This window comes from Acetobacter orientalis (assembly GCF_000963965.1).
In the GTDB taxonomy this organism is placed as follows: Bacteria; Pseudomonadota; Alphaproteobacteria; order Acetobacterales; family Acetobacteraceae; genus Acetobacter; species Acetobacter orientalis.
In genome coordinates this window covers 1-22,452 of record NZ_BAMX01000013.1, presented here as the reverse complement: position 1 = coordinate 22,452, position 22,452 = coordinate 1, and the positions used below count along the sequence as shown (strand labels likewise).

Here is a 22,452-nt window from a genome sequence, read left to right as displayed (position 1 = left end):
AAAAGAGAGAGAATGGTGCCCCCATTCAGATTTGAACTGAAGACCTACCGCTTACAAGGCGGTTGCTCTACCACTGAGCTATAAGGGCATAACGCACGATCTGTGTTGGAGCGGATTAAAACGGGAAATTTTGCTCCACGTCAAGGCTGGTTTTGCGTTCTATACGACATTTTTGAGCGTTACGATATTGCATCGCGCTGAGTGCTGGCGCATCTAGTCCATCATGCCGCACTCAGAGCCAGAAACAATGCCCCACCTTTCTCTGCATGATAGCCAGCGCCGCGCAACGGTACCCTTCACACCGCTCGACCCCGAGCATGTAAAGGTCTATTATTGTGGCCCAACGGTGTATGACTTGGCGCATATTGGTAATTTGCGTGCCATGCTTACGGCAGATGTGCTGGTGCGCCTGCTGCGTTTTATCTACCCGCGCGTAACATTTGTGCGCAACATTACCGATGTTGATGACAAAATTACCGCCCGCGCCCACGCCAATGGGGAAGACATAGCAACCCTTACGGCCCGCACCACTGAAGAATTCCACGCTGATCTGGCCGCCATGAACGTGCTGCCACCTGATATTGAGCCGCGTGCCACCCATAACATTGCCGAAATGCAGGCGCTTATTAGCCGCCTGATAGAAAACGGCCACGCTTATGCAGCCGATGGCCACGTCTTGTTTTCAGTCGCGTCTTTTCCGTCTTACGGTGCGCTGTCTGGCCGAGACCCAGAAGAACTGGTGGCCGGTGCCCGTGTAGAGGTTGCCACTTACAAAAAAGACCCCGGAGACTTCGTGCTCTGGAAACCCTCCGGCCAAGACCAACCGGGGTGGGAAAGCCCTTGGGGCCGGGGTAGGCCGGGGTGGCATATTGAGTGTTCGGCTATGTCGCACCGTTATTTGGGTGAAAGTTTTGATATTCACGGCGGTGGGTCAGACCTTTTGTTCCCGCACCATGAAAACGAGCGCGCCCAAAGCCTGTGCTGCTTCCCGCAAGGTAAGTTTGCCAATTACTGGGTGCATAATGCCATGCTGTTGGTGGAAGGCGAGAAGATGTCAAAATCTCTCGGTAATTTCCTGACCATTCGGGATGTGTTGGCCCAAGCCCCGGCAGAGGCCCTGCGCTTACTGCTGCTGGGTGCGCATTATCGCTCTACACTCAATTACACCGTGGCAGGCCTGCAAGATGCCCGCAAAACACTAGACCGGTTTTACCGTGCGCTGGCCGCAGGCCCCGTACCGCAGGCCAGTGTGCCCCAAGCGGTACTTGCTGCCTTGGCAGATGATCTGAACACGCCGCTTGCCATTGCAGAACTACATGTTTTAGCAGGCCAAGCACTTGCGGGTGATAGAGCCGCTGCCGGGGCGTTAAAAGCAGGTGCTGGTATGCTGGGCCTTTTACAAGAAGACCCTGAGGTTTGGTTTAAGGGGGAAGCATCTGAAGAAGATGCTGCGATTGACACCCTGATAGCCGAGCGCCTTGCAGCCAAAAAAGCCCGAGACTTTGCCAAGGCAGATGCTTTGCGTGACCAGCTACAGGCCCAAGGCATTGTCCTTGAAGACACCAAAGAGGGCACAAACTGGAGGCGCGCATGACCGGGCGTGACGGCGGGGCACCGCTGGAGCCTGTTGGCAACACGCCTGTTGTTATTTTAGTACGCCCCCAACTGGCCGAAAACGTAGGCACAGCCGCACGGGCCATGGCTAATGGTGGCTTATTTCATATGCGGCTTGTGGCCCCGCGTGACGGCTGGCCGCAAGAGAGGGCATGGCGGGCAGCCTCTGGCGCAGACCGTATTCTGGATGCCGCCACAGTGCATGAAACGGTAGATGATGCAGTAGCAGACCTGCACCATGTTTACGCCACCTGCCCACGGCCTCGGCATATTGTAAAACCCATTATGACCGCACGCGGTGGCGCTGCTGAACTGCGGTCTGCCACCAACCGTGGCCTTAAAGTGGGCCTTATGTTTGGCCCAGAGCGTGCCGGGCTAGATAATGAAGATATGGCCCGCGCAGATGGCCTTATTCGCTACCCGTTAAACCCGGCTTTCATGTCGCTTAATCTGGCGCAGGCGGTCATGATTATGGCGTATGAATGGTGGATGGCCGCTGACCAAACCCCAGCGCGTGAACTGATGACCAACGAAACCCACGTGGCCACCAAAGGTGAGCTTGAAAACTTTATGGGCCATATGGTGCAAGAGTTGGATGACTGTGGCTTTTGGCGTAACGAGCAAAAGCGCCCCGGCATGGTGCGTAACCTGCGGCATTTTTTCACACGTGGGGAAGTAACCGAGCAAGAACTGCGCACATTGCACGGTGTCGTGCGGGAGCTTTCTAATAAACGTAAAACGCCCAAAGCCTAAAGCAGAAGGTTTACGGCACGCTAGGTGCTGTTGGCTTTGCTGCGTGCGTAGGTGCGTAGTGTTTTAAACGCCAGTTCAAACGCTACGTGTTGCGCCATAAAAGGCTCTGTTTGCTCTTGGCGCTAAATTTTGGACTATGGTTTTAAGCAAAACAGACCTCCGGGTGGGCGCGCGGAAAAGCGCCACCCGGAGGTATAGTGTTAGGTTTTAGTCAGCAGCGAGTGGCATGTTGCGTTGGGCCATGGCGGTTGTCACATGGTCTTCAAGCGCTGCGGTAATTTTTTCAGCTTGCTTGGCAAAAATATGATCAGCTTCCGGAAACACCCGGTAGTCCACTGTTACACCTTTTTGGGTGTTCAGCTTATCGACCAGCTTATGAATGGCTGGTTCGGGGGCCATGTCGTCCTTGCCGCCAGCAATCATTAGGCCCCCGCACGGACACGGTGCCAAAAAGCCAAAGTCGTAATAGGTGGCGGGTGGGGCCACGCTAATCCAGCCAGTAATTTCAGGACGGCGCATTAGCAATTGCATGCCAACAAAAGCCCCAAAAGAATACCCGGCAATCCAGAGGCCGCTGGCATTGGGGTTTACCATCTGCATCCAGTCAAGGGCAGCGGCTGCGTCTGAAATTTCGCCAATACCACCATCATAACGCCCTTGTGAGCGGCCAACGCCACGGGAGTTATAGCGCATGACAGAAAAGCCCATTTTTTCAAACGAGCGGTACATGGCATAGGTAATACGGTTGTTCATCGTGCCGCCATGCAGCGGGTGTGGGTGCAGCACGAGAGCAAGCGGCGCGTTAGGTTCGTTTGAATGGTGATAACGTCCTTCCAGACGACCGTCTGGACCGGCAAACATAACCTCAGGCATAGGGTTTCCGCATACTGTATGAATACGTCCGAGGGCATGGCGTATTCAGGTTGGGCGTGTGTTCCAAAACAATGCGATGCCGCACATTGCCCCAGAACAGGCAGGCCAATACCGCCTGCAACCACTTGCAATTTTCTCCCACCATTTTACGCACAAAGCGCACAAAACGGCGGGTACCAGTTATGGACATGGTATCATGCAGGGTGCAGGAAAAGGGGGAGGCAGAAAATCCGGCATTGACGTGCCCGAAGATGAGGTCATAATTCCCTCCTGTTCTGTCTCTTGGTGCCCCACTGCCGGAAATTTTTCCGTGGTGAGACGCCTTGCTGCGCTGTATGGTATTGACCATAGGCCCCTCTATAGCGGGTGCGGGTGCAAAAATTCCACATAAATCGTCAAATCGGCTGTTTTCTGCCTCGTATGGCGGTTATGCCTTGTAAAATCAGGAACCACGAACCATGACCGCAAGCGCACACGGCAGCCCCAGCCAGCCCCGTGTTGTGTATCTGGACGCGAACGCAACAGAGCCACTCCGCCCCCAAGCGCGCGAGGCCTTGTTGGAGGCGGCAGAACTGGAGGGTAACCCATCTTCTGTGCACCGTGCAGGGCGCATGGCCCGCGCATTGCTTGAACAAGCACGCGATACGGTTGCGCAGGCGTTTGAGGTCGCCCCGCTTAACTGCATTTTTACCTCTGGCGGTACAGAGGCTAACGTACTGGCCATGCACGGACTCGGGCACGGTCGGCGGTTTTTAGTGGGCGCGACCGAGCACGATGCCGTGCGCAAAGGGGCGCCAGCGGGGGCAGATGTTGCAGTGCTACCAGTTGAAGCCAGCGGGCAGGTAAAGCTTGACTGCCTAGAGCAGGCCCTAGCGGCTTCTGATGTGCCAGCCTTTGTGTGCCTTATGCTGGCTAATAACGAGACCGGCGTTCTGCACCCCGTAGCCGAGGCCGCAGCCCTGTGCGCCCGTTATGGGGCCCATTTGCATGTTGATGCCGTGCAGGCTGCTGGGCGTATGGTGTTTTCAGTCCCGCAAAGTGGTGTGGGCAGTTTAGCCATTTCTGGCCATAAAATGGGTGGGCCTAAAGGGGCTGGGGCGCTTTTGTTGGCCGGGCCTGCCCCAGCACGGCTACAGCCTTTGTTTGAAGGTGGCGGCCAAGAGCAGGGGCGCAGGGGTGGTACGCAGCCATTACCAGCCATTGCCGGGTTAGCTGCGGCGCTTAGTGCCTCGCTCCAATCCCCCAGAGACCTGAGTGGCCTGCGCAATACTCTAGAAGAGGCTGCACAAAAGGCAGGGGCAAAGGTTTGTGGGGCACAGGCCCCGCGTTTGGGTAACACAAGCTCGCTCATACTGCCGGGGCGTAAGGCCCAAACCCAGCTTATGCGGCTTGATCTGGCACATATCTGCGTCTCTGCCGGGTCTGCCTGCTCATCGGGTAAGGTTGCATATTCGCATGTGTTGCAGGCCATGGGTTTTGGCGAGCAGGCGGGGGAGGCTATTCGCGTCTCTCTCCCTTGGAACGTGCAGGAAGAAGACATACATCACTTTGTGCAGGCGTATGAGCGTATGGCCCAAAGTGCCACGCCTGCCTTGGGCTTATAAGCCACCGACAACCGGGGGAGGAGGGCTAAAATGGAAGAACTGTATTTTGATCATGCCGCCACCACCCCGTGCGACCCGCGCGTGCTGGCGGTGGTCACCAAAGCGCTGGCACAAGAAAACGGTAACCCGCACAGCACCACGCACGACTCGGGGCGGCGGGCGGCAGATATGGTCGAACACGCGCGCGCCCATGTGGCGGCCCTGATAGGGGCAGACCCACGAGAAATTATTTTTACCTCTGGTGCGACTGAGGCCAACAATCTGGCCATTAAAGGCGCGGCACGCTTTTTGGCAGCGCAAGGTAGCCCGCGCAAACGCATTATTACGGCGCAGACAGAGCATAAATGCGTGCTGGAAAGCGTGCGCGACCTCGCTCAAGAAGGGTTCGACCCCGTTATTTTGCCCGTGCAGCCTAATGGCTTGGTTAACCCGGCAGAACTGGCCCGGGCGCTAGAGGTGCCAACGGCTCTTGTGTCTCTCATGGGGGTTAATAACGAGAGCGGTGTGGTGCAAGATTACGCAACCCTTGCCCCGTTGGTACAACAAGCGGGTGCGTTGTTGCATGCAGACCTTGCGCAGGCTGCGGGTAAAATTGCGCTAGACGTTCAGCACATGGGGCTGGCCTTAGCGTCGCTCTCTTCGCACAAGCTTTATGGGCCAAAAGGGGTAGGGGCTTTGTATGTGCGGCGTAGGCCGCGTGTGCGCTTACAACCGCTTTTTTCTGGGGGCGGGCAAGAGCGTGGGGTGCGGTCTGGCACTCTACCCGGCTTTTTGTTAGCTGGCTTTGGTGAGGCCTGCCGTATTGCCGCGCACGAACAGACACAAGATGCAGCCCACCTTGCGCAAGTGCAGGCGGCTTTTTTAGCTAAATTGCAAAAAATGCTGCCCGGTGTGCACGTTAATGCGCATAATGCGCTGCGGTACCCCGGTATTCTGAGCGTGCGTTTGCCGCAAGATGTTGGGGCACAAGCAGTACTTGCTGCGTGCCCCGGTGTTGCGGCGTCACTCGGGTCGGCGTGTTCTTCTGCCGCATTGGCCCCGTCTTACGTGCTAGAGGCAATGGGTTTAACGCGAGAAGAAGCGGCAAGGAGCTTGCGTCTCTCTCCCGGACGTTTTACCTCAGCCGCCGAGGCGGAGCGTGCGGCAGAGTTGCTGGCACAGGCCGCCCAAAGGGTGCGTGCAGCCCACACACCCCCGGAACAACTGTGCGTGTGACCTCTCACCGCGTTAAAGACACAGCCTTGGCAGGATAAGACCGAATGCCCCAGATGACATTTGTTGAACAGGATGGAACTGAGCGCACAGTAGATGCGCCCCTTGGTTTGTCCGTACTCGAAATTGCCCACAAGCACGGCGTTGACCTTGAAGGCGCTTGCGAAGGCTCTTTGGCCTGCGCCACATGCCACGTGATTGTTGACCCCACATGGGCCGCCAAGCTGACCGAACCAACAGACGACGAAGAAGATATGCTGGACTTGGCCTTTGGCCTTGAAAAAACCTCTCGCCTAGGTTGCCAGATTGTTATGACCGAAGACCTTGATGGTCTGGTTGTGCGCCTGCCGCGCACGGCTTAATTTTTACGTTAGAGAAAGAAAGGAAAGCGCCCATGCGCATTCTTGTGGCCATGTCCGGAGGGGTGGACAGCTCAGTGGTTGCCGCCCGCCTTCAGGCAGAAGGGCACGAGGTGGTGGGTGCCACCCTTCAGCTTTACGATGCTCGTGGGGCGGCCAAAAAAGGGGCGTGCTGTGCCGGGCAAGACATACGCGATGCCCGCGCGGTAGCAGACCGCCTCGGCTTCCCGCATTACGTGATAGATGCTGAACGCCGTTTTCAGGACAGCGTGATTGAGCGCTTTGCAGATGCCTACGCAGCGGGTGAAACCCCAGTGCCCTGCGTTGCCTGTAACCAGGGCGTAAAATTTACAGACCTACTTGGCTTGGCCAAAGAAATTGGTGCCGATGCCATGGCCACCGGCCATTATGTGCGCCGCATAGAAGGGCCACAGGGGGCGGAGCTCCACCGCCCTGTTGATAGTGAGCGTGACCAGTCTTGGTTCTTGTTTGCCACAACCCGCGACCAGCTTGAGTATCTGCGCTTTCCGTTAGGAGATATGCCAGACAAAGCGGCAGTGCGTGCCGAGGCTGAAAAATACGGCCTTCTTGTTGCAGGCAAACCCGACAGCCAAGATTTATGCTTTGTAAGCGACGGGTCTTACGTTGACCTTGTTGAAAGCATGCACCCTGAAATGGCCGGGGCTGGCGAAATTGTAGATGCAAGCGGCAATGTTGTTGGCCAGCATGAAGGCGTTATGCGCTTTACCGTTGGCCAGAGTAAGCGCTTGGGTAATGCCGCCCGCCTGAATGGTGAACGCCAGATGGTGGTGGGGGTAGAACCCGCCAGCCGCCGCGTTATTATTGGCCCCCGTGCCCACTCGTTTGTAGATACCCTGCGCGTGCGTGACGTAAACTGGCTGGTTGATGCCCCGCCAGAAGGGTTGTCTTGCCGGGTGCAAATGCGCGCGCGTGAAGTGCCGCGCCCAGCCCATATTATACCAACCCCCAAAGGCGCACTTGTGCAGCTCACAGAGCCAGCCATGCCCGCGCCGGGTCAGGCCTGCGTGTTTTACGATGGCACCCGTATTTTGGGTGGTGGGTTTATTTGCCGTACAGAAAGTGCAACCGCAGCCTGAGGGAGAAAAGACGCATGACAGACAACCAGACCACCAACGGGCGGCTTGTTATTGGCACGCAGCGTTATTCTTCATGGTCATTGCGGGGCTGGTTGCCTGTTAAGCTGGCTAAACTGCCAGTTACGGTGCAGGTTATAGCGCTAGAAGGTGCGGGCCAAACCCGTGCCCTCAAAGCTCTGTCTCCCAACGGGTGCGTGCCCTACCTTGAGCATGACGGCGCAAAAGTATGGGATTCTCTGGCTATTGCAGACTATTGCGCAGAGTTTGAGCCCAGCCTTTGGCCGCAAGAGCGTGCCGCCAGAGCCGTGGCCCGCTCTATTGCCGCAGAAATGCATTCCGGCTTTCGGGGGGTGCGCTCCACATTCCCCATGAATTTGGGGCGTGTTGCGCGGCCTCTTACCACTCCATTGCCTGAAGATGCGGTGAAGGATATTGCCCGCATTAACACCATTTGGGCAGAAACACGTGCTCAGTTTGGCCAAGGTGGCCCCTACCTGTTTGGCGCAAATTTTGGCATTGCAGATGCCATGTTTGCCCCGGTTGTGTACCGCTTTCTTTCTTACGCAGTGCCGGGTTTGTCCGAGGTCGCGCAGGCTTACATGCAGGCGGTCATTAAACATCCTCTTATGCAGGAATGGCAGGCCGATGCCGCGCAGGAGCCAGAAAGCTGGCAACTCCCTTTATACGAATCTATTCCCTAAAAGGGTGTTTCAAAAGCCACGCAGGCTAGTCTGGCGTGGCTTTTTTCTTTTCTAAGGCGGTATTACTGCGCCCTGATAGAATAGCATCAGGGTAGGCTCAACTGTTTGTTCAGTTACAAAAATGCTTTGCCAGTCCGTAATTTTGGGCTTTTGAAACAGCTTTAAAACCGCGTATTTGAACGTGCCTTTAAAAGAGCAGGCAGCATAGAAATAAGAAGGGGAGCCAATGCAGCACGAGGCAGCGTATATCAGCCAAACGCACGGTGTTACGCTGGCCACGCCTTTCCGCTGCGTAACTATTTTACCCCCTGCCGAGCGTTTTGCACCGGGTGAAGCTGGTGCCATAGCGTTGCTGGTACGGCGTATGGCCCACGCTACTCAAGGGACAACCACGGTTGAGAGTGTGTTGGGACAGCCGCCCAGTGGGCAGCCTTTTACGGGTGTGCCGTTTACGCCCATTACACCTCTTTGGGCCCCTTTTAGTAAAAGCAGGCGCTACGCTTGGGCGTTAGCCCGGCAGGTTAAACGGCTCAAGCCAGACATTTTGGAGGTGCATAACCGGCCAGATATTGCCCTTATGTTACGCCGTTTTTTGCCGTCTCTGCCCATTATGCTGGTGTTGCATAACGACCCATGCGGCATGCGCCGGGCTAAAACAGCGCAAGAGCGCACCCAACTGGCTAAAGCTGTCAGTGTTGTTGGGGTGTCTGAGTGGGTAAGGCAGCGCTTTTTAAGCCAAGGCGTACAGGGCAGCGTGCAGGTTTTGCCTAATAGCCTTAATTTAGCAGAAATACCTCACCCCCTTATGCAGCGAGAGAAAACACTGCTTTTTGCCGGGCGTATCGTGGCCGATAAAGGGGCCGATATTTTTGTAAAAGCCTGTGCTCAAGTATTACCCCACCACCCCGCATGGTGCGCAAACATGATAGGCGCAGACCGGTTTGGCCCAACCTCGCCTGAAACACCTTTTCTGGCAGCGCTCCGGCCCCAAGCGCAACAAGCCGGTGTTGTGCTGTTAGGCTATCAAACGCATACAGCCGTGCTGGAGGCTATGGCACGTGCGGCTGTTGTTGTGGTGCCAAGCCGCTGGCCAGAACCTTTTGGCATGGTAGCCCTAGAAGCTATGGCCTGTGGTGCTGTCTTGCTTGTGTCTAACAAAGGTGGCTTGCCAGATGTGGTGGGTGAGGCCGGGCTGCTGTGTGACCCCGACAACCTGCCCGAAATGGTGGCAAAACTCACAGACCTGATAACCAACGAAGCCCTACGCGCAGAGTTGGCGCAAAAGGGCCTAGAGCGTGCGCAATTTTTTCAAACAGACACACTCAGGTTAACACGTGAAAGTTTGCAGCGCGCCTGTATTGCTGCATGGCGCACGTGCTGTGGTGGCTAAGCTTAGGGGGAGTTTAGCTGCTGCAAGAGTGTGGCTTTAGCCCATTTACTCGGTCTTATTCTGCCATCCGCAGGCTTTAAGGGCTGCCTGCATACCGTGGCGTGGTGGGGCTATAGTGTGCAAGGGGGGCGTAAAAGGTAAGGTTAAGCTGCGGGCCAGTAGGTGCAAGCCTTGTGGGTGGGCTTTGCCGTACAGCGTGTCCCCCATAATAGGCCAGCCCATAGCAGCACAATGCACCCGTGCCTGATGTGTGCGGCCTGTGTGCAGGGTCAGTTCCAACCACGTTAAATTCTTACTTTTAGAGCGGCCTAGCACGCGCCATGTCGTGCGGGCTGGCTCCCCTTTTGGGTCTGGTTTTATGCTCCAGCCCTCTGCCTTTGTGCTGTGTTTGCGCAAAGGCAGGGTAATGTCTCCTTGTGCGTCGTCTGGGCTGCCTTGCACAACCGCCCAGTAGGTTTTGTGTACGGTTTTAGCGGCAAAAGCCTGCTGCATGGCAATAAGGGGTTGCTTGCGCAGGGCTATGGCAAGACAGCCTGATGTTTCTGTATCCAGCCGGTGGGCCAACCATGGCCCGTCTTTACGGCGGGATAGAAAGGCAAAACAGGCTTCTACACTTACACCTCCAGCAGGCCCGGTATGTACTGGTATGCCCGCAGGTTTGTTAAGAATAACCACGTGCTGGTCTTGGTAGAGAATATCCAGCGCAAAAGGGGGGGAGTTGGGGTCGGGTAAGTTGCTCATTCTTCGCGTGCCGAGCCTACGAGCACTTTGCGGCGGCCAACATGGTCGGCGCGGCTAATAACCCCTTCTTTTTCCATCTGCTCTATCAGTTTAGCGGCACGGTTATAGCCAATAGATAAGTGGCGCTGCACGAAAGAGGTCGAAGCCTTGCCCTCGCGCGTTACAATGGCCACGGCTTCGTCATACATATCGTTTTCGCCATCGTTGCTTCCAGAGCGGCCACCACCGCTGGCGGCAGCTTCCTCAACGGGTTCGGCCAACACGTCATCATCGTAAATCGGCTCGCCCTGTTCTTTCAGGAAGTTGACCACCTGCTCCACCTCGCTATCAGCCACAAATGGGCCGTGCACGCGGGTGATACGGCCACCACCTTGCATAAACAGCATGTCACCTTGGCCTAGCAGTTGCTCTGCGCCCTGCTCGCCCAAAATGGTGCGGCTATCAAACTTACTAATAACCTGAAACGAGATACGGGTAGGGAAGTTGGCTTTAATGGTACCGGTAATCACGTCTACAGAGGGGCGTTGTGTGGCCATAATAACGTGAATACCCGCAGCACGGGCCTTTTGCGCCAAGCGCTGTACGCAGGCATCAATTTCTTTGCCTGCGGTCATCATCAGGTCAGCCATTTCGTCAATAATGACCACAATATAGGGCATGGGGTCGAGCGCGACAGACTGCTCTTCAAACACCGGGGTACCGGTTTCGGGGTCAAAGCCGGTTTGTACGCGGCGCACGACCACTTCCCCATCGGCGCGGGCTTCGGCAGCGCGGGCGTTGTAGCCTGCAATATTGCGCACCTGAAGGTGGGCCATGGTGCGGTAGCGCCTGTCCATTTCCCGCACTACCCATTTCAGGGCGTTTACGGCTTTGGGGGGCTCTGTCACAACCGGGGTAAGCAGGTGGGGAATACCATCGTAAATAGAGAGCTCAAGCACCTTTGGGTCAATCATGATCAGGCGGCATTCATCGGGCGAAAGCCGATAAAGCAGCGACAAGATCATGGCGTTAACACCAACAGACTTGCCCGAACCTGTGGTACCAGCCACCAGTAGGTGTGGCATACGGGCTAGGTCGCTAAAGGTTGGCTCGCCAGCAATATCCTTACCCAAAGCGAGAGAGAGCTGTGCTGGGTCGTTTTGCCAGTCTGGTTGGCTGAGCAGTTCAGAAAGGTAAACGGTTTCGCGTGTTTTATTGGGTACTTCTATACCAATAACATTGCGCCCCGGCACGGTAGCAATACGCACGCTTAGTACCGAAAGAGAGCGCGCTACGTCATCTGCCAGCCCAATAACACGGGCTGAGCGAATACCCGCGGCAGGCTCAAGCTCATACAATGTTACCACGGGGCCAGCACTCATGCCCACAATGGTGCCTTGCACGCCGTAATCAGCCAAAACCTGCTCAAGCAGGCGGGCGGTGGCGTTCAAAACATCTGGGGTAGGGCCATGCTGTGCGCTCAGGGGTGGGGGTTTGAGCAAATCAAGTGGCGGTAGCTCCCACCCACCCTTTTGGGTGGTGGCCATGCTGCGGGCAGAGGGGCTGCTGCCAGCTTGGTCTTTGGGGGTAAAGAGCCTGCCTAAAAGACCATTTTTTGGTGGTGCAGCCTGTGTTTGTGGGGCTGGGGGTTGCACGGGGTATGGTGCGGGTGCCGCTTTTTCGTCGCGCAGTAGGGCTGGCGTGGTACGGGTGGGCTCTGGCGTTGGGGCAGGGCGTGCCGGTGGTTCGTCATCGCGTAGGGCTAAAGCTGTACCGGGTGCTGCCGGGTGCTCATCAAATGCCAGATCATCTTCGTCCAGATCATCATGGAAAAGAGAATGGGGTGTTTGCGTAGGGCCACTGCTTGGCGCGTAAGAGGTTTCTTCGCCCGTAGCATAACCGCCCACGGGGCCAAGGGGGGCTTCATCAGTATGCGGTTTGCGGCTGGCATAATAGCGTACAAAGCGCATGCTCAGTTTACCGGGCAGGCGGGCTACAACCATAACGCCGTGCCACAGTGCCAACCACTCCTGCCGGTTAAGGCCGGTGGTAAGGGCCGTAAGCAGGCATGCCAGCAATAGCCCTAAAATCCAAAGCACCATGCCCCCCGCAGGGCCAATGGCGGCACTACCAGCAGAGAGAGAGGTTTGCGCAATAGAAAAACCAATACCGCCGCCAATACCGGCCTCAGTTGGCCAATGTAAGGGGGGGAGTGCCGTAAAGAGTAACGGTATGGCCGCAAAAAGTGCCCCCGCTACCGGCAGCAGGCACAAAAAGGCCACAACCCGCAACCCAAACACCATAAGGGTTTCATGGCCCAAGAGCCGGTGGCCCATAAACCGCCAGCCCCATGCCATAAGCACAAGGGCGGGTAAGGCTGCGGCTATACCAATGCCTTGCAACAATGTGTCAGACAACACAGCGCCCACCATACCCAGTAGGTTGGTAGGGGGTTGGCCTGTTGCGGTGTTAAATGAGGGGTCTTTTGGGTTATAGGTTGCCAGTGCGACCAGGAGCGCACAGGCCAGCACGCACAGAACTATGCCGCCGCCTTCTTCAAGCCGCAGGCGCAACTTGCTTTTGTAAGTGGAAGAACCATAATCAGTTGTGTGTGTGTGGCTTGGTCGCGCCAAAGGTCTGTGTCCTGACTCCAGTGGGCCAAAAAAGCAGGCGCCGTATAAGGGCGCTGCTCTTGTCGGGCAATTGCAACAAAAAGGTGTTGAGAAGAGCACACCAATCTACCGCGAACCCGCGTTATAAAGAAGGTTTGTACGGCAGAGTTTTGGCAATGTCGCATTTTTTTGGGTTTATGCCATTAAAACTGCAGGCAAAATGCGTTTAGCGTCCGTGTAGCGGTACTGAAAATGTTATGGGCGGCGCTATGTACGTTGCCTGCAAGAGAGCCGCTTGGGTATAGGCGCCAGTGAGACTCGTGCGCACTCCCCCCTACAGCAATATGTGTAAGCGCCGTTGTGAAAGCCCCCTTTGCGGGGGAATGTGTAACAAAAAGACGGAGGGTTCCAGCTTACCGCTGGTTAAAAATGTCGCGCACAGTGCGTTTCACGCTGTCACCCCAGTGCGGGAGGGTGACACCAAAAGTTCGGGCTAACTTGCTCGTATCCATGCGCGAATCAGCCGGGCGTTTGGCTGGGGTTGGCCAATCTTGCGTGGCAATGGCGGTAATGTCTGGCATGGCTTGCCCATGGTGGGTCGCTTCTTGCAGGGTTGCGACCGCAAGCCCGTGCCAGGTTGTCTCTCCTGTGCCGCAGGCGTGGTAAATACCAGCAAACGCGTCCTGCCACCCATTGTTTTCAATGTAGGCTAAAACTTCCAGCAAGGCCCGTGCCAGGTCATCTGCGCTGGTGGGGTTACCTTTCTGGTCGCCCACCACTTTAAGAGCTGGGTTTTTGGCACCGGCATTAAGCATGGTGCGTACAAAATTCTTACCGTGGGCTGAGTAAACCCATGCTGTCCGAAAAATAAGCGTTTTAGGGTTGGCTGCCAGTGTTAGAGCCTCCCCCATTGCTTTGCTACGCCCATAGACCGTTTGGGGAGAGATCGGGTCTGTCTCTACGTAGGGTGCCCCTTTATCTCCCGCAAAGACGTAATCGGTTGAAACGTGCAGAAATGGTATGTCGGCTGCGGCGCAAAGCCGTGCCAGTTCTGCGGGGCCTGTGGCGTTTGCGCGTGTGGCGGCAGCCTCTTCGCTCTCGGCCAAATCAACCGCCGTCCAGGCTGCGGCATTAATAATAGCGCTGGGCTTTATGGCATCAAACGTTTTTTGCAGTGTGTCTGGTGCGTCAAAATCCAGCTCTGGGCGGCCAATGCACTGAATGCGCGGGCCACCTAGTGCGCGTAATGCTGTGGCCAGTTGCCCATGCTGCCCTGTAACTAGAATAGGGCCACCGTTGGGTGCTAAAATGGCGGCGGGCAGGTGCTGAGTTTTAGACATGAAACCAGCCTTTAGCATCAGAAAATTCACCGGCAATCAGGTCTTTTTCAGAGAGTATGGCGGCCTCTTCTTTAATGGGCCACGCAATATTCAGGTCTTTACTGTTCCAGATTACGGCTCGCTCAGAGGCTTTGTTGTAAAGGGCTGTGCATTTATACTGCACCTCTGCGTTATCGGTCAGGGTGCAAAAACCGTGCAAGAAGCCCGGTGGAATCCAGAGTTGAGACCAGTTATCTTCAGACAATTCGGCTGCAACCCATTTGCCATAAGTGGGTGAGCCTGTGCGGGCATCGACTGCTACGTCCCAGATAGCACCTTTGGTGCAGCGTATCAGTTTGCCTTGGGCGTAGGGGGCTAACTGGCAGTGTAGCCCACGGACTACCCCCTTCTGGCGCGAAAGGCTTTGGTTGTCTTGCACAAAAGGGAGAGTAATGCCTGCATCGTGCATGCGCTCAGCATTATACGTTTCTGAAAAGAACCCCCGACTATCTTCAAAACGTGGTGGGGTCACAAGAATGACCTCAGGAACAGCAAGGCGTTGAACCTTCATGGTAAAAAACTCCTGAATAATAGACGGGGCGACAAGAGAGGTTGTGTTGCTATTAAACAAAATTATGCAGAATCAGCAATTAATGTGAGCACGCGCCCCAGTTCTGTTTTGCCCATACGTTGTGCATGGGTTCTGAGCTGGGCGGGGGTAATATACCCCATTCTAAAAGCGACCTCAGCCGGAGACCCAACCAGCATACCTTGTCGGGCCTGAATGGTGTTTACAAACTGTCCAGCCTCCATCAGGCTATCAGGGAGTCCGGCATCAAGCCATGCGCAGCCACGCCCTAAGCGGTCAACATGTAGGCTACCATCTTCAAGATAAAAACGGTTCAGGTCTGTAATTTCTAACTCACCACGGGCAGAGGGGCGCACTCGTTTTGCAAAGTCCAGCACTCTGTTATCGTAAAAATATAACCCCGTTACGGCCCAATTTGATGCAGGCATTGCTGGTTTTTCAACAATGCTCAAAGCACGCCCGGTTTTGTCAAAGCTTACCACACCGTAGCGCTCAGGGTCTCTGACCTGATAGGCAAAAAGCGTTGCTCCTGTTGTACGTTGCGCCGCCAGTTGAAGAGAGGTGCTTAAATGGTCAGCAAAAATCAGATTATCACCCAAAGCGAGTGCACAAGGGGCATTTTGCAACCAGTCTTCTGCAATCAAAAATGCTTGTGGAATACCCTCAGGTTTTTCCTGCACGCGGTATTCAAAATTCACACCAAATTGCGAACCATCGCCCAAAAGGCGCTGAAACTGGGGTAAATCAAGTGGCGTGCTGATAATCATAATATCACGAATACCCGCCAGCATTAAGGTAGAAAGCGGGTAATATACCATTGGTTTGTCATAAACCGGCAGCAGTTGTTTGCTGGCGGCTAATGTCATGGGGTATAGGCGGGTGCCAGAGCCACCAGCAAGCAAAATACCTTTCATGGGGGTGCTAGAGGGTTGGGTCATTCTGCGGCAGCTCCCATACGGTGGCCAGTATAGCGGTTAGCGCGTATAGCCTGCCACCAGCTTTTATTTTGCAAATACCATTGCACTGTGTGGCGTATGCCAGTTTCAAAAGTGTAGTCAGCTTTCCAGCCAAGAGCTTGCTCAGCATGGCTTGGGTCAATTTCATACCGGAAATCATGCCCGGGTCGGTCTGTTACAAAGTCAATAAGCCGCTCATGTGGGCCTGCTGCGTTGGGGGCGAGCTCGTCCAGCACATGGCAGATGGCCTGCACAACCTCTAAATTGGTGCGGGGTTGGCGGGCGCCAATGGCATAGGTCTGCCCCGGCACACCGCATTCAACTGCTTTCACCAAGGCGCGTGCGTGGTCTTCTACAAATAGCCAGTCACGTACGTTGGTGCCTTGGCCATAAACAGGCAGTTTTTGGCCCTCAATGGCGTTAAGAGTGATAAGGGGAATGAGTTTTTCAGGGAAATGCCATGGCCCATAATTATTTGTGGTATTGGTCACAAAGGTTGGTAGGCCGTAAGTATGGTACCATGCGCGCACAAGATGGTCTGAAGCCGCTTTGCTGGCAGAGTAGGGGCTGCGTGGGTCGTAGGGGGTGGTTTCTGTAAACGGTGGGTCTTGCGGGGCAAGAGCGCCAAATACTTCATCGGTAGAAATATGATGGAAACGAAACGCCTTGCGGTCAGACCTGTCCAGCGTTAGCCAGTATTTCCGTGCGGCTTCCAGTAAGGTATAGGTGCCCACAATATTGGTTTGAATAAATGCGCCCGGCCCATCAATAGAGCGGTCAACGTGGCTTTCTGCGGCCAAGTGCATAACGGCATCGGGCCGGAAGGTTTCAAACAGGCGGTTGAGAGAGGCGCTCTCCAAAATATTGGTCTGCGTAAAATGGTAACGCTCGTTAGAGCTGGCATCTTCCACAGTTTCGGGTGAGGCAGCGTAAGTCATGCAATCAACATTTAAGACTACATGTGCCGTGTTGCGCATAAGAAAACGGGTTACCGCTGAACCGATAAACCCGTATCCTCCGGTTAATAAAATACGCATTGAGACTCCGTGTTGTGTTTGGAGCAAAAAGAATGATAGTTAAATTTATGAAATGTTTGGGTGCGCGAATAGCAGAATTCGAGCATAAATATGAAAAGTTATAAATTTTGTATCGTTGCCTTGTTGTTCGCTTAAAAACGAATAAGCCGTTAAAAAATAATAGGAAGTTAGAACCGTGAAAACCCAAAAACTGAAAGCGTTATCACAACGTCTTCATGCTCCAGAGGTCAAGGTTCTGGCTGGATATTGTTATTTCTCTTTTAACGAAAAACTTACGTTACCGTTTGAGGTGCAGCGTGATGGGCATATTATTTTTGGACCACTCTGTTTAGGTGAGAACGCGCAGGCTGCGTTTTATGTCCGCCATGCGCTTGAGTTAGCGTTTCTGCTCCAAGATTTAAAAAATACACCTTTAGAAACAGTAAAAATTTTAGTTGTCTCTGCCCGTAATGCCGCGCGTTTTTGGTTGCTAGATCATGACGGGCAAGCGCCTTGCCCTGTTACATGGGGTAAGGCTTACGCAGCGCAGCACCCTCCTTCACAGCACATTTTGGCGCAAAGTCTTGCCCAACTCTTACCGTTGTGTAACGCGCCAGAAACAACGTTGCCGCTATCTGGGCCTGAATGGTCACATTTTTTGGCGTGGCTTGCCACGGTGTGGCCCTCTATCGGGCCAGTTGAAGCGTTAATGGCAGAAGGGGGCGATGGCCGCCTGAATATTGATGCTACAACAGGCCTTAATCATTACGGGTGTTCTCATCGTCCTCGGCCATGGGCTGTTACGTTTGCATCATCTACAGCGTCATCTTTATCTGAGCGGGGGTTTGCTGCGGGCGAGCATATGCGCCTTGCTTTTATGAAAGCCATTATAGAAGAAAAATCTGATAATTTTCTTACAAAAACAGCTGATGAAACAAGGAAATTTTTAGCAGACTTTTTTGGTCTTAGTGCATACCAAGGTGTTATTCTTTCTCCCTCTGGTACGGATAGTGCTTTATTTACACTCGCTCTTTCTGGTCTTAAAAATAGGCCGGTTACAACAATTCTTACCGCCCCAGATGAAACGGGTAGCGGTATACCGCTTGCTGCACAAGGGTGCCACTTTGCACAAGAAACTGCCTGTGGTGTGCAGGTAGAAAAAGGTAAATTAATAGACGGTTTTAAAGAAAAATCAGTCTGTCTTGTGCTGCCCCTACGCAATAAAGAAGGGGGCGTTCTCCCTGCTTCAAGTGTTGTGCAGGCCTGCCAGGTGATGGTGGCGGAAGCCATAGAAAAAGGGCAGCATGTTTTATTGCATGTGCTTGATCTTTCTAAAACGGGCTTACTTGCGCCAGATATGCAGGCCATTGAGCATTTAGCGCAAATATACCCAGAGCAGTTGGATATTGTGGTAGATGTCTGCCAAGCTCGGCTTATGCCAGAGCGGGTGCAGGCTTATTTGGCTAAACAATGGGCTGTTATGGTTACTGGCTCAAAATTTTATACTGGGCCGCCATTTTGCGGGGCTTTATTGTTGCCCCAAAGTTGGCGGCAACGCCTAGAGTATACGGTATTGCCATCGGGCTTACAGGCTTATGCGCACCAAAGCGAATGGCCACAGGCGCCAGCCTGCCGTGGTTTGGCGGCAGGGTATAACCACGGCTTACTGCTTAGGTGGGCTGCTGCCCGCGCCGAAATGGAGGCCTTTGCCGCAGTGCCCGTGCCAGCCGTGCAGCAAAGGCTGCACCAGTTTTTACACGCTGTTACACAGGCCATTTTGCTTAACCCAGACTTGCAACTTGTAACCCCTTTTGTGCCGCAACGCCCAGCGCTACCGCAGGACTGGGACAGGCAGCAAACTATTCTTTCCCTTATGGTACGTGCTCCAGAAGCGGCTGATATAGATACCCCTTTAGATTTTGAAAGATGCCGCAAGCTGTATCAATGGCTTAATGCAGACCTATCCCCTTATGTGCCTGCAACAGACAAACCTCTTGCAGCTCTCTTGTGCCATGTAGGGCAGCCTGTAGCACTGCCACACCCGCATGCTTTAAAGGGCATGGCCGCAGCTTTACGCCTTTCGGCTGGGGCACGGCTTGTTTCGGGCGAGCCGTCTCATAATGGCTTGGGGCTTGAAGCGCGCATGGTGCGTGAAAGTGCTGATGCCAAAAAGGTACTTGATAAAATCAGCCTTATTCTGGCGCATTGGCCTGCCATTGCACAAGCAGACCCTTTACCCTCTTACAGGCCTCTTTCTGGGGCTTTAGAGAGCACAGACCCGCATAATGCTGTGTTGTTTGGGCGTATGGGGCAAGGTGCTGTCACGTTTTCTTCTCTTGCCATTGGCCCGTCCTGACCGCACAAAGCAGAGTATGACACAGCAAACCAATCAGGGTAATTTTCTCGATACCCCACAACTCGCTACTGGCGTAACGCGGTTCTGGCTTATCCGCCACGCTTTGGTTGAACAAAACGCACGGCTTTGCCTGTATGGCTCTTTAGATGTGCCCTTGTGCCCAGAAAGCCTTATTGCACAGCGGCCTATGTACGAGGCACTGGCTGCCCGCCTGCCGCGTAAAGCACGCTGGTTTGTTAGCCCGCTATCACGCACCCGCAAAACAGCCCAAGCCATTCAAGATGCTGGTTACGGCCCCCATGCCTTAGCCGTGGAGCCCGCCTTGATAGAGCAAGACCTAGGCCAGTGGCAGGGTATGCCCCATGGTGAACTGCCCCAGCATTTGCGTTTGGCGGCACACCCTTTCTGGCCTGTTTCTGCCGCAGAATGCCCCCCAGAAGGCGAAAGCATGATTGATGTAAGTGCGCGCGTTGGGCAGGCGTTAGATAAACTCGCGCAGGCGCATGCCGGGCAAGATATTGTGGCTGTTAGCCATGGTGGGGCTATTCGTGCAGCTCTTTCTCATGCGCTGCGTATTCACCCTGATACAGCATTACATTTTTCAATTCAGAATTTATCTTTAACTATTCTGGAACGTTTAGAAGAAGGCTGGCGTGTTGTTACTGTGAATGAACTGCCCGGCATTTAAGGCGTAGTATCACAACCCTGTAGTGTTTTTGATTACATTGCAGGGTTGGGGTGAATTAAAAATACTTTTTCTAAAATGGGGAAAGTATTTCTTCTAAAATCAGATTTGCTATTTTTAAAATATATTCCAGGAATCATCTCTATTTATCTTGTTTGGCTTTTGTAAAATGACCTGTATCTGTAAACCTGATTATTCGAGTATAAAATTATTCTGAATGCGATCACGTGCAAATTTTTCGAACCTGCTAAAGAGGTGTTGTGAAAGTTCAGATTTGATATACTTATTTTTGCAACAAGATAGAGAGCTTTACAAACATAATAAGGTCATTGCCCCAGCCAAGAGGCAGCGCCTTCTGGCTCTAAACTGCACGTTAAAACCAGTGCAGTAATTTTTGATTTCGCCTTTAAATTCTGCATAGTATCAATTTTTTGCACTCATTTGTTTTCTTTAGTAATATCATTTGAGAAACTCATTTTTATTTCTGTTTTTTTTATGGTTGCATAATACTTGCAAAAATCTGTAGGGGCTTTCGTTCCCTCATGGTGCATGCTGTATAGCTTCGTTTAATAGCGGGGTAGGTGTAGGAGTCATAAAAGGCTGTACGGGCAGGGGGATACTGTTTGGTTCTAGCTCTTTGCGCATACGGGGCGGTGTTTCTGTCGGGGCGCTAGCTGATGCATGGGGTGTATTTGGCTCTTCTTGTTTTTGGTTTTGTGTTTCTTCTGTATGTAAAGCAGAGAGCGGCACACCTTTAAGGGGAGATTTATCAGTTACGGCAATGTCTGGCCCATTGGCGTTCCATGCATCAACTGGTGGTAATGGTTGCTGAGATGGCTGGTCAGAGAGTGGGTTTTTATCAAGCACTTTACGTGTGTTTTGTGGGTAGCGGTTCATAAGGCCTAGCAAAGTGCCATTTGTCCAGCCAAAGCCAATTTGCATGGGGTATTCTCCACCACCTTTGCCGCCAGTTGCGCTAATCTGTTTTGCAACCACATCATATTTTTCTAATAAAACACCGCTTTTTTCAAATGTGCCAATAACCCGATCCATCCAGCGGCGGCCTATTTCAGCGGCGAGAGTGTCGTGTCCATATTGTTCTAACCCCTTAATGGCCATCCATTGGTTGGGGGCCCAGCCGTTGGGGTAGTCCCACTGTTGGCCAGTTTCTCGGTCTGTTGCTGTAAGCCCGCCTGCATGGAGCAGTCTTTTTTCTATGGTTTTGGCAACAGCATCGGCACGGTCTTGGGGGGCTTGGTGCAAAAAGAGCGGCACGGCTGTAGCGGCTGAGAGTATGTTTGTCTGGCGGTGTGTTTTCCAGTTATAATCAAAATACGCGCCTTCTTTTTCATTCCATAAATATGTATTTATAGCATTTTGTAACGCCTCAGCTTGGGCCATATAAAAAGCAGATTTTTCTTTATTCCCCTGTAAAGAATAAGCATGAGACAAGGTTTGTGCTAAATGCACAATCAGGCAATTATATTCTATGGTAAGGAGTGAGGTTGCTTGAATAGTGGAGAGCGTTTTACCATCAGCCAACCAACGTGATGAATAATCCCACCCTGTCTCGGCACCTGCGCGTAGGTCTCTCCAGAGTTCTTTAGGTGCACGGTGGGTAGTTTGTGCTGTTGCTTGGTCTTGTGGGTAGCTTTCATCGCGTGGGGTATTCATATCATCCCACGGTCTAAACATAACTGTTCCATCTGGCATTTTTACAGCATGGCGCCATGCTTCGTCCGGTTTTAGGTCTGTTGGTCTATCTGTCCAGTAGTCATATTCTTTTTGCAGGGCGGGTAAAAAAGTCGTGTAGGTTATTTGCCCATCATGGCTGGCAAGCAGGTCTAGCATTAAAGAAAAGAACGGGGGTTGTGAGCGCCCAAGGTAGTATGTGCGGTTACCATTTGGCATGTGGCCATAGCGCTCAATAAGGGATGCAATATCGCGCACCATGTTGCGCATAAGGTCAACATGTTGGTCTTCATATAAACCAATCATGGTAAAATAGCTGTCCCAATAATAAAATTCTGAAAACCTGCCGCCGGGCACAATGTAGTCGTGTGGGAGCGGTAGCAAAGATGACCACGCTACCGGTATATCAGCGCTACGGGTAAGCACGTCCCACATGCCGCTTATATAGTCTCGCACGCTTTCATCTGGCTTGCGCGAATAGGAGGCTGAGCGCAGAACTGGCATGGTAAAATGGCGCGAAACAAATGTTTTTAAGTTAAAATCAGGCAGTTTTTTTTGTTGTTGCCATATGGCTACCAAGTCTGACGGTGCTTGGTCTGGCGTGGCATCTGCTACAGATTTTGGGTCTGTAAATATTTTAGCGGCATGTATCGCAACAAACAAATCCCCCAAGGCAATAGAGGGCGGGCGCAAGTCTTGCGGTACGTTCAGGGCTGGTTGGTTTGCTTGTGGTGGGGGTTTTAGGTCAAAAAGTTTTACCTGCACGGTGGGTATGGCTGTATTTTTTTGCTCAAGCTCTGGCGTTGGTCTTGCTTTTGTCTCCCCAGATGTTTTGGCGTCAGGAGCAGGAGCAGGAGCAGGAGCAGGAGCAGGAGCAGGAGCA

General features: G+C 53.4%; 18 protein-coding genes and 1 tRNA gene. 10 read left to right on the top strand and 9 right to left on the bottom strand.

Annotated elements, in window-relative coordinates; translation table 11 throughout:
- Positions 1–13 precede the first annotated feature (13 nt).
- Positions 14–88, bottom strand: a tRNA-Thr gene (locus Abor_RS05065).
- Between the two features lie 159 nt (positions 89–247).
- Here Abor_RS05065 and cysS point away from each other — a divergent pair.
- Both cysS and Abor_RS05055 read left to right on the top strand, forming a co-directional pair.
- Positions 248–1,594 carry a cysteine--tRNA ligase gene (gene cysS, locus Abor_RS05060; RefSeq protein ID WP_048840764.1) on the top strand — a complete coding sequence of 449 codons (1,347 nt, stop codon included), beginning with the start codon at positions 248–250 and terminating at the stop codon, positions 1,592–1,594.
- Positions 1,591–2,367 carry an RNA methyltransferase gene (locus Abor_RS05055; RefSeq protein WP_179193338.1) on the top strand — a complete coding sequence of 259 codons (777 nt, stop codon included), beginning with the start codon at positions 1,591–1,593 and terminating at the stop codon, positions 2,365–2,367. Before cysS ends, Abor_RS05055 begins: the two co-directional genes overlap by 4 nt.
- Positions 2,368–2,574: 207 nt before the next feature.
- On the opposite strand, the gene Abor_RS05050 is transcribed toward Abor_RS05055, so the two are convergent.
- Positions 2,575–3,240 carry an alpha/beta hydrolase gene (locus Abor_RS05050; protein ID WP_048838910.1) on the bottom strand — a complete coding sequence of 222 codons (666 nt, stop codon included), beginning with the start codon at positions 3,238–3,240 and terminating at the stop codon, positions 2,575–2,577.
- A 458-nt stretch (positions 3,241–3,698) separates the two neighbouring features.
- Here Abor_RS05050 and Abor_RS05045 point away from each other — a divergent pair, with 458 nt between their 5' ends.
- The 6 genes from Abor_RS05045 to Abor_RS05020 all read left to right on the top strand — a co-directional run bounded on the left by Abor_RS05045 (position 3,699) and on the right by Abor_RS05020 (position 9,624).
- Complete coding sequence (locus Abor_RS05045; RefSeq protein ID WP_048840761.1) at positions 3,699–4,844, top strand: cysteine desulfurase family protein; 1,146 nt, start codon at positions 3,699–3,701, stop codon at positions 4,842–4,844.
- A 30-nt stretch (positions 4,845–4,874) separates the two neighbouring features.
- Complete coding sequence (locus tag Abor_RS05040; RefSeq protein ID WP_048840760.1) at positions 4,875–6,059, top strand: cysteine desulfurase family protein; 1,185 nt, start codon at positions 4,875–4,877, stop codon at positions 6,057–6,059.
- A 44-nt stretch (positions 6,060–6,103) separates the two neighbouring features.
- Positions 6,104–6,418, top strand: coding sequence for a ferredoxin family 2Fe-2S iron-sulfur cluster binding protein (locus Abor_RS05035; RefSeq protein WP_048840759.1), 315 nt, complete (start codon positions 6,104–6,106; stop codon positions 6,416–6,418).
- 32 nt (positions 6,419–6,450) lie between these two features.
- Positions 6,451–7,533, top strand: a complete 1,083-nt coding sequence (mnmA, locus tag Abor_RS05030) for a tRNA 2-thiouridine(34) synthase MnmA (RefSeq protein WP_048840758.1) — start codon at positions 6,451–6,453, stop codon at positions 7,531–7,533.
- 14 nt (positions 7,534–7,547) lie between these two features.
- Complete coding sequence (locus Abor_RS05025) at positions 7,548–8,234, top strand: glutathione S-transferase (RefSeq protein ID WP_048840757.1); 687 nt, start codon at positions 7,548–7,550, stop codon at positions 8,232–8,234.
- A 226-nt stretch (positions 8,235–8,460) separates the two neighbouring features.
- Positions 8,461–9,624 (top strand): glycosyltransferase family 4 protein, encoded by a 1,164-nt coding sequence (locus tag Abor_RS05020; RefSeq protein WP_084594384.1) that lies wholly within the window; start codon positions 8,461–8,463, stop codon positions 9,622–9,624.
- A 45-nt stretch (positions 9,625–9,669) separates the two neighbouring features.
- Here Abor_RS05020 and Abor_RS05015 read toward each other — a convergent pair whose 3' ends face one another.
- From Abor_RS05015 to rfbB, 6 genes are all read right to left on the bottom strand, one after another.
- Positions 9,670–10,365 carry an RluA family pseudouridine synthase gene (locus Abor_RS05015; RefSeq protein ID WP_048840756.1) on the bottom strand — a complete coding sequence of 232 codons (696 nt, stop codon included), beginning with the start codon at positions 10,363–10,365 and terminating at the stop codon, positions 9,670–9,672.
- Positions 10,362–12,977, bottom strand: coding sequence for an FtsK/SpoIIIE family DNA translocase (locus Abor_RS05010; protein WP_048840755.1), 2,616 nt, complete (start codon positions 12,975–12,977; stop codon positions 10,362–10,364). The genes Abor_RS05015 and Abor_RS05010 overlap by 4 nt, the downstream gene beginning before the upstream one ends.
- A gap of 392 nt (positions 12,978–13,369) precedes the next feature.
- A complete protein-coding gene (gene rfbD, locus Abor_RS05005; RefSeq protein WP_048840754.1) occupies positions 13,370–14,296 on the bottom strand; it encodes a dTDP-4-dehydrorhamnose reductase in 927 nt (308 codons plus the stop codon).
- Positions 14,289–14,846 (bottom strand): dTDP-4-dehydrorhamnose 3,5-epimerase, encoded by a 558-nt coding sequence (gene rfbC, locus Abor_RS05000; protein WP_048840868.1) that lies wholly within the window; start codon positions 14,844–14,846, stop codon positions 14,289–14,291. Before rfbC ends, rfbD begins: the two co-directional genes overlap by 8 nt.
- A gap of 62 nt (positions 14,847–14,908) precedes the next feature.
- Entirely contained in the window at positions 14,909–15,778 is an 870-nt protein-coding gene (rfbA, locus tag Abor_RS04995) for a glucose-1-phosphate thymidylyltransferase RfbA (protein WP_126621540.1), read from the bottom strand.
- 20 nt (positions 15,779–15,798) lie between these two features.
- The gene (gene rfbB, locus Abor_RS04990; protein WP_048840752.1) at positions 15,799–16,857 is read right to left on the bottom strand and encodes a dTDP-glucose 4,6-dehydratase; all 1,059 of its coding nucleotides are present in this window, start codon (positions 16,855–16,857) and stop codon (positions 15,799–15,801) included.
- Between the two features lie 175 nt (positions 16,858–17,032).
- Here rfbB and Abor_RS04985 point away from each other — a divergent pair, with 175 nt between their 5' ends.
- Together Abor_RS04985 and Abor_RS04980 are read left to right on the top strand one after the other, a co-directional pair.
- Positions 17,033–19,192, top strand: a complete 2,160-nt coding sequence (locus Abor_RS04985) for a hypothetical protein (RefSeq protein ID WP_048840751.1) — start codon at positions 17,033–17,035, stop codon at positions 19,190–19,192.
- A gap of 16 nt (positions 19,193–19,208) precedes the next feature.
- Positions 19,209–19,880 carry a histidine phosphatase family protein gene (locus Abor_RS04980; protein WP_048840750.1) on the top strand — a complete coding sequence of 224 codons (672 nt, stop codon included), beginning with the start codon at positions 19,209–19,211 and terminating at the stop codon, positions 19,878–19,880.
- 537 nt (positions 19,881–20,417) lie between these two features.
- Here Abor_RS04980 and treF read toward each other — a convergent pair.
- The gene (gene treF, locus Abor_RS04975) at positions 20,418–22,334 is read right to left on the bottom strand and encodes an alpha,alpha-trehalase TreF (RefSeq protein ID WP_244877871.1); all 1,917 of its coding nucleotides are present in this window, start codon (positions 22,332–22,334) and stop codon (positions 20,418–20,420) included.
- Between the last annotated feature and the right edge of the window lie 118 nt (positions 22,335–22,452).